The following is an 11,424-nucleotide window of genomic DNA, read 5'->3' on the forward strand; positions in this document are numbered from 1 at the left end:
TGCTCCCTCACGGATACAGCTGCTGGAATAGAAACTTACCCCAAGCCAGTGTAGCAAGCGCAGCATGTCGAGAGCATATACAGATCAGATAGGTGCTTATTTCGGGACGATGCGCAGCAGCCGTCCCTTGTCCTCGTCCGTCAGCGCATACAGGTGGCCATCCGGGCCCTGCCGCACGTCGCGCACGCGCGCGCCGATGTCGAGCCGGTCCTGGCCCTGGACGTTGCCATCCTTGTCGAGCGCGATGCGGCGAATGTCGCTACTGGCCAGGCCGCCACTGAACAGGCTGCCCTTCCACTGCGGGAACATGTTACCGGTGTACACCACCAGGCCCGACGGCCCTGGCGACGGCACCCACGCCACCTTCGGCCCGGTCATGCCAGGCACCGCGCGCAGCCCGACCGGCTCGCCCGTCTTGTAATCGGCGCCGTAGCTTTGCAGCGGCCAACCGTAATTCTGGCCGCCTTCGATGAGGTTCAGTTCGTCGCCGCCGCGCGGGCCGTGCTCGGTTGCCCAGATGCGGCCCGAAACCGGATCGCGCGCGATGCCCTGGATGTTGCGGTGGCCATAGGTCCAGATTTCCGGGCGCGCGCCGGGCCGGCTGGCCAGCGGATTGCCCGGCACCGGCTTGCCTTCGGCAGTCAGGTGCAGGATCGAGCCGTGGTGGGTGGCAAGGTTTTGCGCCTGTTCGCGTGCCAGCCGGTCGCCGACGCGCTGCGGTGGATTGCCGCCGTCGCCGATACTCATCAGGAGAGTGCCGTCCGGCAGGAACAGGATGCGCGAACCGAAGTGCTGGCCGCCGCTCTTGCCCTGTTCGACGCGAAACAGCGTCTTGATGCCATGCACGCGCTTGCCGTCGAACACGCCCTGGACCAGGATGGTGCGGTTTTCGCTCGTCGTTCCGAACGCCATCGTCATGTAGACGCGCGGATTGACCTTGTCGGCCGGATGCAGGGCGATGTCGAGCAGCCCGCCCTGCCCGCCGGTGAACACTTCCGGCAAGCCTTCGAGCGCGATCTTTCGCAGCTGCTTGCCGTCAAACAGATGCAGCGAGCCGTCCTTGCTGGTAATGAGCGAGCGGCCGTCCGGCAAGAAGGCCATGCCCCACGGCTTCGGGATGCCCTCGACGACGGTCTCGGCGCGCCAGCCCGCTGCCGCCGGCGGCGCCGCGGTCGGTTCGAGCTGGGCATAGGCAGAAGGCACGATCGCCGTGGACAGCGCCAGCGTGGCGCCGGCGAACAGGGTTTTCCCCGATACAATTTTCATCACGTCTCCGTTTGACTTAACTTATCTAAATGGAATCGTACAGGATTCCGTTGGACCGACGAGCACGTGTACGTGCGCCGTCAGGCGCCGCCAAGCTTTTTGACGACGAAATACGCCTCCGGATTGCACCATGTGCCAAGAAACTCGAATGGGCTGGCTGACGCCTTGATCAACGAGAACCGTTCGGCGATGTTCTGACGGAAAATCCGGTGATCAAATCCCAGGTGGTCATGGTGGACTACTACGTCCGGCGGCAACAGCCCGAGCGGTCGGTCTTTCGGCGGGAAGCCGACGACGGCGCGCAGCACATTCAGCGGGCGCGCATCGAAGGCGCCGAAGCGGCGGCTCATCCGGAAAAGGCCCTTGTAGAGCGCCGGCAACCCGACTTCGACCGGCACGCCGAAAATCACTTCCGATCCGTGTTTGACCAGCTGGTCGATCTGGTTGAGCGCATTGCCGCGCGCGGTTGCGGGAATATGTTCGAAGACTTCAAGGCAAAACAAAACGTCGACCGACGCCGCCGGCAGGTCGCTGAAGGCCGCGTAAAACTCGATGCGCGGCACACCTCGCAGCTCGTGCTTCGCTTCGGCCAGCAGGTCGGAGCAGGGCTCGTAACAGATGATCGTCGCGTTCGGATATTCGTGCACCAGCAGCTTGCACAGTTCACCGCTGCCCGATCCGAAGTCGAGCACCAGGCGAACGCTCGCTTTTTCCCTGGCGGCGGCCGCAACTGCCGTCAGCAGGCGCTGTCGCTGAAGCCAGCGCTTGATGCTGTTCTTGTCGTTGAATACACCTTCCGTGTAGCTCACAGCCGTTCTCCCGAACTGGTCAGGAATGGTGACCGTTGACGAATTATAACGTCCACCTCGACCGCTACCCTGCCCGGCAGAAAAAGCCATTGCCTATGACAAATTTTCGGAATGCATACACACGAATTCGACGGAAAAGTAAACGTCCAGTTTCGAGGCAAGCTTCGGAAAAACAACAGCTCTTGCAGCATGACATGCATATGCGCATAGGACAGACCGTTGAAAATCCGCACATTTGACGAAACAACGAGATATTAATCGTTAAGATTATTTTCACTGTTCTTGTTGCCAAAGCTATAGTCGTTGCCAACCCGCTGAGCAAGCGGGACCGTGGAATTGGTGGACCGATTGAAGTACATTTTCAGAAAGACTAACAAAATGCATAGCTCCGTGTTTTCACTTCGCACCTTGGTCGCTGTCGCGGCCCTGGCGCTGTCCGCCACGGCTTCGGCCGCTGGCCAGGACTCCCAAGCAGGCCAGACCGTTTTCAAGGATCCGGTCACCGGCCAGATGCGCAACCCGACCGCGACTGAAGCGAAGCAATTTAACGACCTGCGCGCGGCCCAGCGCCAGGCCGAGGCGGCAGCACGTAAAGCGTCCGGCGAACCAACGGCCGGCGTTCCGCGCCTGCAATCGAACGGCATCCTCGTTGCCGACCTCGACGAAAGCTCGATGACCTACTCGGTCGTTCGGCGCAATGCCCATGGCGGCCTCGATCATGAATGTATCGAAGGCGCGCACGCAGCGGCAAAGACCTTGTCCACCCCAGTGACCACGCAATCGAAGGAGCACCAGAATGAAGTCCAATAAGCGCCCGAGCCTGACACTGATCGCCGCGGCGCTGGCACTGTCGTGCGCTGCCGCCGGCACCGCGCAGGCGGCCGCCACGATTACCATCGTCAACGCCAACGCAGCTGGCGTCGGCTTTAACGAGACCACCCCCGCCGCACCGGTTGGCGGCAATACCGGCACGACCATCGGCCAGCAACGCCTGATTGCGTTCACGCATGCTGCAAATATCTGGGGCGCGACGCTGACCAGCGCGACGCCGATCGTCATCAACGCCGTGTTCCGTCCGCTGACCTGCACTGCCACCGGCGCCACGCTCGGCAGTGCCGGCGCCACGCGCGTCTTCAGCGATTTCAACGGCGCGCCAAAAACGGGCACCTGGTATTCCTACGCGCTGGCCAACAAGCTGTACGGCTCCGAGGCGTCGACTGCTCCGGTTCCACAAATCAATGCCAACTTCAATTCCGAGCTCGGCAAGCCTGGCTGCCTGACGGGTACGTCGTTCTATCTGGGCCTGGACGCAAAACACGGCACCAACATCGACTTTGTCGCCACCTTGCTGCACGAAATGGGTCACGGCCTGGGCTTCCAGACCTTTACCAACGGACTGACCGGTAACCAGCTGGGGGCTAACGCGACCAGTGCCGGCCTGCCGTCGGCATGGGACCACTACCTGCTCGACAATACGACCAACAAACTGTGGGCCGCCATGTCCCCTGAGGAACGCCGTGCCTCGTCGCTCAAGCCGGTAGGCTTGTCGTGGACTGGCGCGCGCGTCAACGCAGCGGTGCCGCAGGTGCTGTCGGCCACGCCGCAACTGCGCCTGGTCGGCTACGGCGCCAAGCAGCAAGCGAGCCTGTATTCGGTCGGCCCAGCTGACTTCGGGCCGCCGATCGGCAGCCCGCCTGTGACCGGCGAAATCGCCAAGGTAGCGTTGCAGGCAGACAGCGCTGGCGTGGCATGCACCCCGCTCAACGCGGCCAATACGGCAGCGGTGTACGGCAAGATCGCCCTCGTCAGCCGCGGTGCTTGCGGCTTCACCTTCAAGGTCAAGAACGCGCAGAACGCTGGCGCGATCGGTGTGATCGTCGCCGACAACGTGCAAGCCGCGCTGAACGGCCTGGGCGGAGTCGATCCAACCATCACGATCCCGGCCGTTCGTGTCACGCTGGCCGACGGTAATGCAATCGCCGCCAGCCTGGTCAAGCCGAACGGCGATGTCGCCGGCACCGTCGGCAAGCTGGAACTGTCGAAGACGCTGATCGCGGGCACCGACTCGCAGCAACGCATGACGATGTATGCGCCGAACCCGTACGAGTCTGGCTCGTCGATCTCGCATTTCAACACGTCCGCCAAGCGCAACCAGCTGATGGAGCCGGCCATCAGCGCCGACCTGACCCATTCGGTGACGTTGCCGGTGGACCTGACGTTCGAGCTGCTGAAGGATATCGGCTGGTAATCTGACTGCCGGTTCAATAAAAACCGCCTGCTTGCAGGCGGTTTTTTTATATATGATCGGCGCGCTAAAAAGCGCCTCAGGCCGCAAGAAGTCGGACGACCTACTTGCACTCCACCGAAGCGGACAGAGCATTTTCCGGCTTCTTTGTTGCCATCGTGATGGTGCAGATCGCCGCCTTGTCATCCATTCGACGCATCAGCCTCACCCCGCTGTACCCGCACCAGAACCACCGCTCCCCGCCCTTGGCGAACTCCCAGGTCTGGCGTCCTTTCGCCGTCCTGTCCGGCACAAGATAACTTTCCGTCGCGGGCGCACCGGCCATCATGCCAGCTGCATTCAAGTGCTGTTGATTGGGTACTGTCATCCAGCCTTGCACCGCTCGCCCTGGCTTCAAAACATCTTTGCTTAGAGTTCCTGGGCAGTGCGCACTCATGTCAGCGGCCACGGCCTCCGAGGCCATGGCGCCGGTTAGTGCAAGATGCATGGCCAACAGCAAGAAGTGGAAACGTGGTCGCATTATCATCTTTCAATCACGGAAAAAGCGTACTGATTTTTGCTACGCTGGGGCCACGTTCCATCGGGTCGTTGCTTCCACTCCCCTTGCGGTAGTCCCATGTGACGACACAGCACTAGCCCAGACTTGCGGTACTGCTCCACCACGTAGAACCCCGCACCGGCATGCGCCACGAAGATTGCAGCATGTTGCCCTGTATCCGCAGTCGGGTATTTGCCGTCAGGGCCGAAGGTAGCGATCGCCGTGCCCCTAATGAGGTTTGGTGAGGCCTTCACCGTTGCGCCTTGCTTCCAAGTCTGCGTGCTTACACCTTTGAGCCCGAGCACAAGCTCTTTGATCAGGTCCACACATTGACCGCTGCCGAAATGCGGGCGGTCTTTCAGCAGGCGCAGATCCCCTGAATATCGAAACGGCATGGGAACTCCTCGCTTTACATGTGGAATCCCATCTTGCTTGCGATGCTGTACGACAACATTGCGCGCCAACAAAAGCCATCCTGCCTCAACTATCCGACCTCCGGGTGAGCCACGAAAATCACAGTTTAAGACCAGCGCATTTTCCGGCTCGTCTGTCCAGTATTTTTTCATCAAAGCGCGCCAACTCGAAAGCGCTTAGACGCGTGCGTAATCCACGAGAGCAGCGCTTGTCAAGCGATAATCCCGGGGTCAGCAATTCCGGGGTCTAGTGCCGACAATCGTACACGGCCATAGCATTGCACGGACGCTATGCTTGAGCGTGTGTCCTCTATCGGCACTGACCCCGGCAGTTCCGATAGAGGACTCTGCACAGCTTTTTGTGGAAACCCGCTATTGCTGATTTGGTGCCCTCGCGCCACAAAACATACCTTGGTCGACATGGCCGCCCGCCGCGCCTCGTTTACCGACGACTGGGGGTAGTGTGTACAGCCTTCTGGGCTGCTTACGAACCGGGATGGAACTGGGCGACCGCGTCTTGAGCACTGTGCAGCACTCGTATGATTTCGATCCCGCTTGAAACCGCGATAAAATATGACGTAGCGCTCAAACGGAAAACTCTGCAGTTCAGGCATGAGCTCATCACGAATTCGTCCGAGCCCGGGCTGTCGTGCAAGGAGTTTGAATTTCTTGATCACCCGATCGACAAAGGCGTCGGCTTGAGCCTGACTGTCTGCGGCGATGAAGTCCCATATTCCGTCGAGGTCGATACGGGCTTTTGGACGGACGATGAAATTCGGCACTTAATTGCCGCATCCCACCTTCGCGGCGCGTCTGGCACGGCCGGCGCGCTTTACCTCATCAGCGTCCAACTCGACGGCAGGTCCACTATCCAAGCCTTCCTGGATGGCCTGACGGAGTTGGTCGAGCCGCGCCACGTGCAGTTGGTCCTTCTCGTCCATGAGTCGCAAGGCTTCATGAACAACCTCGTTCGCCGATGTGTACAAGCCGGAATCCACTTTTTGACGCACCATTTCTTCGAGCTGCGGCGTCAAATCTATGTTCATGCCCATTCAGGCCTCCTCATGACCAATCAAACCAATTCTACCAATCTTTGGCGCCCCTAACCGCTTGCCACATCGGTATTGCCAGGAGAATGACGGGGTCGAATGACGGGGTCAGTGCCGACAATCCGAATGACGGGGTCAGTGCCCGAATGACGAATGACGGGGTCAGTGCCGACAATCGGACACGACCTCAGCATTGCACGGACGCTATACCTAAGCTTGTGCGAATGACGGGGTCAGTGCCGACAATCTGCGAATGACGGGGTCAGTGCCGACAATCGGACACGACCTCAGCATTGCACGGACGCTATACCTGAGCTTGTGCGAATGACGGCGTGCCGTCACTATGCTTTAGAGGTGGTCCCTACCAAAGGCGTGAGGACTCAGGTGGAAAACAACCGAGCCATCCGAAACCTCCGTGCGCGAATGACGCGCGAATGACGCGGTCAGTGCCGACAATCGGACACGACCTCAGCATTGCACGGACGCTATGCCTGAGCTTGTGTCCGAATGTCAGCACTGACCCCGGCGTGCCGTCAATGATTGACAATTACCGCGTTCCGTCGTCTATGTGCCAATTGGAAACGCATTGTCGCCGAGCGTTAGCGTTAAGCAGGATGCGGCGGGCAATATGAAGCCAGACAAGTCGAAAAGAACCGAGCGTATCGACGGTATCGTTGCGTCGTTGATGGAGCTTCGATGGGACGCAGCACTAATATGTCATGAAAGAAGTATTCTCGCAAAGATCAACGGTAAGCGATCCATAAACACCAGTGATCGCTATCGATCGCAATTTACGAATGGGTGCATGCCTTGGCCGTTGATGGCGGCATCGGCACGAAGGCGATGCAGTTGACGAGATTGACCGCCGCCAACATGACGTAGCGATCGGTGTCTTCCGGGACGATGCGGCTTAGCCAGTCTTTGGTTTCCACCGTGACGAAGGCCAGCAGATACTGCTCCGGATGGTTTTCGATATATTGCTTCATGGCGTGATCTTGAAGCGTCGGACTCAAGTCTTCACCGAATTTGACGGTTGCGACATAGCGCGCCAATTGCTTGTCTTGTTCATCCTCGGTAATCAGGGGCCAGATCAATCCTGATTCCTTCATGCACTGGAAGCAAATGAACAGGATTTCTAACAAGAACTCCATTTTTTCCAATGAAACGCCCATCTGCTTCTGCACCAGGAATGAGCCGAACATGTTGGGCTGCTGCCGGAACAATTCATCCGCCAGTTGTTCTTTCTGGCCCATGTCCATGGCCCGTATTTTCTTGATTGCCGACACCAGAGTCGGCATTGATATCCGGCTCATGCAGCACCCATTGCCGATTCGGCCAGCATGGAGCCCGCATCAGGTCCATCCTGCATCAAATCCATATTCCACGGCAGCAGCGCATCCACATCATCGACGGTTTTTGCCTTTGGCAAGTCGCGCATGACGCGGCACAGCCAGGCATACGGCTCCAGGCCGTTGGCCTTGGCCGTTTGCACCAGGGAGTAGATCACCGCGCTGGCGTGGGCGCCTGCGGCCGTGTCTGCAAATAGCCAGGATTTTCTGCCAACCACAAACGGCCGGATGGCATTTTCAGCTCGATTATTATCGATGGGCAAGTCGCCGCGCTCCGTATAGCGGGTCAGGCCATGCCAGTATTTCTGCTTGTACGCGAGTGCGGTTCCGAGTGCGCTTTTGGGCGTCACGAGGGGCAGCGTTTTTTTCATCCAGGCATGCAGTGCGGCCAGCGCCGGCACGCTGTGCTGCTGGCGCGCCAGCAAGCGCGATTTGGCACTGGAGTCCTTGTGATCGCGTTCGATGCCGTACAACTTGCCAATCAAGGCGACGGCCTCGTCGGCTCGGCCGCGCTTGCGCTTCGGCTGCACCCGGGCAGCGTCGACAAAGCGGCGGCGCGCGTGCGCCCAGCAAATCAGATGCTCGATGCCATCGGTCTTACTCAGCGCGTTATAGCCTGTATACCCATCGGTCATCATGCAACCTTGGTAGCCTTGCAACAGGCGCACCGGCACATCCCCGCCGCGGCTGGGGTCGTAGTCATAGATGGTGACAGGCTTGCCCGGCGGCCCGCCCGTTTGCACCCACATGTAGCTGGTCGAGGTGGGTGTCTTGCCATCTTCCTTGAGCACCTGCACCACCGTTTCGTCGATATGCAGGAAAGCGCCATCGAACAAGGCGTCGCGCATCAGATTGTGCAGCGGTTGCAGCATGCGCGCGGCGGCGATTACCCAGCGCGCCAGCGTCTGGCGCGGCACCGTCGCTCCGTGGCGCGCGAGCACATGTTCGAAACGGGCCAGCGGCAAGCCATCGATGAATTTGATGATCAACAGCATGGCCAGGAAGTCGGCGCTGGCGTTGCTCTTTGGCAGCGGCTGCGGCGGCAACGCCGCCGTGACCGGCGCGTGGATGCTGCCGGGACAGCCTTAGCGCTTGCGGATGTGGCGCAGCACGCGCACCTGCATCGGGACGATGTCGAGTTGCTCGCTGACATCCTGGCCGATTTCCACCATCGGCGTGCTGCACGGGCAAGTGCGCTCGGCCGGGGACACATCGTACACCACGTCAAAGCGTTTCAACTCGGCCGGCAATGGACTGCGCTTGCCGCGTGCCGCGATCTTCTTGTCGGTCGCCGGCACCGTCTCCCGCGCAATCGGAGCAATGTCTTGCTCTTCGGTGCTCGATTGGGCCAGCGCTTCCGCTTCATCGAACAAGCGGCCCTGGCCGGACAGTTGGTCGGAACTGACGCCAAATTGGCGGTGACGCGCCAGGACCATCTGCTCGATGACCCGGTTGACATAGTCGCGCACCTGCTGCGTAAGCGAGTCGACCGACGCCATGTGGGCCGCATGCTGTTGGTGCAGCAATGCCGTCAGCGCAGCGACATCGGTCGGCAAGACGGGCTCGACGAAGGTGAATTGCGGGGGCAGAATGGCAGGTTTGGCGGCGGCGAAAGGCATGCCGCATTTTACCAAATTCCCCTATGAAACAGAAGTAAAATGGAGCGTTTTATGGGGACTATTTCGCCATAAATCGAAGCCTTCGAGCAGCCATTCGAATTGCTGCAAATTGATCGTTTGCGTGGCCGCTTCGGTGCCTTGCGGCCAGGCGAACTTCTCCGCCTCCAGGCGCTTAAGCCACAGGCAAAAGCCATTGCGATGCCAGTACAGGACCTTGATCTTGTTGTGCTGGCGATTGGTGAAAACATAGAGCGCGCTGCCGAACGGGTCCAGCCCCAGAGCCTGCTCGACCAGCACGGAGAGGCCGCCGATCGACTTCCTGAAATCGACTGGTTCCCGGCATAGAAACACTTGCTCGATGCGGCAACCGGGGTGCATCAGTGCGCATCCTGAAGCGCGCGCCCGACAGCGGCCAGCCATTCCGGCGCAGGCAGTGCCGGCATTTCCAGGCGCAGGCCCGACGCCAGGATCAAGGTGCAGCTGGCAGGGCGTGGCGCCAGCGAGCCGCAGCGCCACGAATTTGCTGCCAGCCTGGGGCGCCGCCTCGGGCTTGCCTGCCGCCATCTTCAACTTGCGCCGCCAGTAATAAAGCGATGCCAGTGAAATGTCGTGCTGCTGCGCATAGGCTCGCGCAGAAATGCTTACCTGCTTGATTGCGGACATGTGTGCCGCCCAGATTTCCGATTCTGCCGTCATGCTTACTCCATCTCAAAATTGATAGGTAAGCATGCCGCAATCAGAATTGCACGACAAGTCTGGGGTTCATGGAGCGCTTACGATCAACGAGTGTTTGCGAAGGGAGCCAGACAAGGTGAACTGGCCCAACCATATCGTCTGAAACCCGGTTCGTCGTTCGATGCCAGCTACACGCCGCAGCGCCTTCTGCACTGTCAAATTTAGGTGTGGAGAATGGGCGAATTATCGTGAAACGATCATTTTTGCAGCTAGGCTCACTAATGACGCAGAGGTATGTTGCCGACATGGCACCAGAATAGAAGACGCCAAGAAAAACCTACATACGCCCTACATGCGGCGATGCTAAATGGGATTATAAATTTTCGCAGTGGAAAATATCACTTAAGTCATTGATTTTACTGGCCTGCCCAACAGGAATCAAACCATTATCACAGGTAAAAACGCGCACCGGTCTGAGTGTGAGTGAGTGCACCCCATATAGAACCTACCCTTCGGCGATAAGTAGAAATGCGCATCCAAGTGCACATTACCTTTCCCGGGTCGCGTCAGGTAGACCCTGGTGCGGCCACACCATCCTTCTGGCTCGGGCACAAGAACGTACGAAGTAACCGCGACGGTTTGCTAAACGCCTGTGCGCTGACGTGTGGTCGATGACAATATTGACGCGGCCGCAACGATGTCGATGATTTGGAGTCAATGGGCAACGAGGTTTGCACAGAATTCCACCCCATCGCTGCACTTACCCGTGCGGACCTTCAAACCTTTGACCTCTTCATATTGGACATCGGTCTGCCCGGCATGGATGGGTATGAACTGGCTCGACAGCTGCGAGCGAAGCCATGTGCTTGCGCCGCCCTGTTTATGGCGCTTACCGGATACGGAAGTCCTGAGGACATTAAACGGTCGATGGAATCCGGTTTTCATTACCATTTTACTAAGCCGATGAATCTCCAGGCTCTTGCGAGAATCTTAGGGGTTCCGGATTTCTTCAGCTAGGCGTCAACATATTTCCTTCTCGGCGCGCTTCCCATTGCTGTTAATCCAGGTGTCTTGGCTGACCTTGCAAGTTTGGCTTCTCTTCGGGGAGTTTCGTTATCTCCCCCATTTCTCTCTGCTCTTGCAGCCACTGCAGTACGTCAACCTCCCGCCAAGAGGCGCGGGATGAATGCTCGCTGGCATGTTTGGGGGGAGGAGCCAGGGTTTGCCCCTCATATTGCGACGAAGGGTTCTCGTACTGCATTTCAATAAAGTGGCTAATTCAGCGATATCCAAAAAAGTCGGCATTGAAAGTCTCCAAGTCACCGTCGGCACGCCGATGCGTGCCCCAATCCACCCAAGTTAGCCGATTTCAACAATTTTTCTGACTCATTGCCTTGTGCGGTTTTTGGTCTTGCTTCCGCGGTTTCGAGAGATTTTCACGATGTCGATAGGTCCTTCCAG

11 protein-coding genes and 1 pseudogene are annotated in these 11,424 nt (G+C 58.9%); 3 read left to right on the forward strand and 9 right to left on the reverse strand.

From position 1 onward, the window contains the following. Positions 1 to 96: 96 nt before the first annotated feature. On the reverse strand, positions 97 to 1,266 hold the full coding sequence (locus tag ACP7DD_RS23855; protein WP_426177535.1) for a PQQ-dependent sugar dehydrogenase: 1,170 nt from the start codon (positions 1,264 to 1,266) through the stop codon (positions 97 to 99). An 80-nt stretch (positions 1,267 to 1,346) separates the two neighbouring features. Beyond that, on the reverse strand, positions 1,347 to 2,165 hold the full coding sequence (locus ACP7DD_RS23860; RefSeq protein ID WP_426177536.1) for a class I SAM-dependent methyltransferase: 819 nt from the start codon (positions 2,163 to 2,165) through the stop codon (positions 1,347 to 1,349). 240 nt (positions 2,166 to 2,405) lie between these two features. Here ACP7DD_RS23860 and ACP7DD_RS23865 point away from each other — a divergent pair, with 240 nt between their 5' ends. Continuing rightward, positions 2,406 to 2,885 carry a post-PEP-CTERM-1 domain-containing protein gene (locus ACP7DD_RS23865; protein WP_426177537.1) on the forward strand — a complete coding sequence of 160 codons (480 nt, stop codon included), beginning with the start codon at positions 2,406 to 2,408 and terminating at the stop codon, positions 2,883 to 2,885. Next, a complete protein-coding gene (locus ACP7DD_RS23870; RefSeq protein WP_426177539.1) occupies positions 2,872 to 4,323 on the forward strand; it encodes a PA domain-containing protein in 1,452 nt (483 codons plus the stop codon). The genes ACP7DD_RS23865 and ACP7DD_RS23870 overlap by 14 nt, the downstream gene beginning before the upstream one ends. 100 nt (positions 4,324 to 4,423) lie before the next feature. Here the strand turns inward: ACP7DD_RS23870 and ACP7DD_RS23875 are convergent, their stop codons facing one another. From ACP7DD_RS23875 to tnpB, 7 genes and pseudogenes are all read right to left on the reverse strand, one after another. Next, entirely contained in the window at positions 4,424 to 4,807 is a 384-nt protein-coding gene (locus tag ACP7DD_RS23875) for an STY0301 family protein (protein ID WP_426177541.1), read from the reverse strand. 35 nt (positions 4,808 to 4,842) lie between these two features. Next, positions 4,843 to 5,424, reverse strand: a complete 582-nt coding sequence (locus ACP7DD_RS23880; protein WP_426177543.1) for a BPSL0067 family protein — start codon at positions 5,422 to 5,424, stop codon at positions 4,843 to 4,845. 59 nt (positions 5,425 to 5,483) lie between these two features. Beyond that, positions 5,484 to 6,053 (reverse strand): type II toxin-antitoxin system RelE/ParE family toxin, encoded by a 570-nt coding sequence (locus tag ACP7DD_RS23885; protein ID WP_426177545.1) that lies wholly within the window; start codon positions 6,051 to 6,053, stop codon positions 5,484 to 5,486. After that, entirely contained in the window at positions 6,054 to 6,323 is a 270-nt protein-coding gene (locus ACP7DD_RS23890; protein ID WP_426177546.1) for a type II toxin-antitoxin system ParD family antitoxin, read from the reverse strand. It abuts the gene before it with no gap. A 788-nt stretch (positions 6,324 to 7,111) separates the two neighbouring features. Next, positions 7,112 to 7,618: a hypothetical protein gene (locus ACP7DD_RS23895; protein ID WP_426177548.1), complete on the reverse strand. Its 507-nt coding sequence runs from the start codon at positions 7,616 to 7,618 to the stop codon at positions 7,112 to 7,114. Between the two features lie 11 nt (positions 7,619 to 7,629). After that, positions 7,630 to 9,225 (reverse strand): annotated as a pseudogene (gene tnpC / locus ACP7DD_RS23900) (IS66 family transposase). 84 nt (positions 9,226 to 9,309) lie between these two features. Then, a complete protein-coding gene (tnpB, locus tag ACP7DD_RS23905) occupies positions 9,310 to 9,984 on the reverse strand; it encodes an IS66 family insertion sequence element accessory protein TnpB (RefSeq protein WP_426177550.1) in 675 nt (224 codons plus the stop codon). Between the two features lie 696 nt (positions 9,985 to 10,680). On the opposite strand from tnpB, the gene ACP7DD_RS23910 reads away from it, so the two are divergent. Then, positions 10,681 to 10,980 carry a response regulator gene (locus tag ACP7DD_RS23910; protein WP_426177552.1) on the forward strand — a complete coding sequence of 100 codons (300 nt, stop codon included), beginning with the start codon at positions 10,681 to 10,683 and terminating at the stop codon, positions 10,978 to 10,980. The last annotated feature ends 444 nt before the right edge of the window (positions 10,981 to 11,424 follow it).

The sequence above is a fragment of the Massilia sp. TWR1-2-2 genome (genome assembly GCF_049897565.1).
GTDB lineage: Bacteria > Pseudomonadota > Gammaproteobacteria > Burkholderiales > Burkholderiaceae_D > JAFCUW01.

Excerpts from the sequence above, each read along its gene's own strand:
- ACP7DD_RS23870 (WP_426177539.1), top strand. The coding sequence starts at position 2,872 with ATGAAGTCCAATAAGCGCCCGAGCCTGACACTGATCGCCGCGGCGCTG.
- ACP7DD_RS23860 (WP_426177536.1), bottom strand. The coding sequence starts at position 2,165 with ATGGCTTTTTCTGCCGGGCAGGGTAGCGGTCGAGGTGGACGTTATAAT.
- ACP7DD_RS23890 (WP_426177546.1), bottom strand. The coding sequence starts at position 6,323 with ATGGGCATGAACATAGATTTGACGCCGCAGCTCGAAGAAATGGTGCGT.
- ACP7DD_RS23910 (WP_426177552.1), top strand. The coding sequence starts at position 10,681 with ATGGGCAACGAGGTTTGCACAGAATTCCACCCCATCGCTGCACTTACC.
- ACP7DD_RS23875 (WP_426177541.1), bottom strand. The coding sequence starts at position 4,807 with ATGCATCTTGCACTAACCGGCGCCATGGCCTCGGAGGCCGTGGCCGCT.
- ACP7DD_RS23855 (WP_426177535.1), bottom strand. The coding sequence starts at position 1,266 with ATGAAAATTGTATCGGGGAAAACCCTGTTCGCCGGCGCCACGCTGGCG.
- ACP7DD_RS23895 (WP_426177548.1), bottom strand. The coding sequence starts at position 7,618 with ATGCCGACTCTGGTGTCGGCAATCAAGAAAATACGGGCCATGGACATG.
- ACP7DD_RS23880 (WP_426177543.1), bottom strand. The coding sequence starts at position 5,424 with ATGAAAAAATACTGGACAGACGAGCCGGAAAATGCGCTGGTCTTAAAC.
- tnpB (WP_426177550.1), bottom strand. The coding sequence starts at position 9,984 with ATGACGGCAGAATCGGAAATCTGGGCGGCACACATGTCCGCAATCAAG.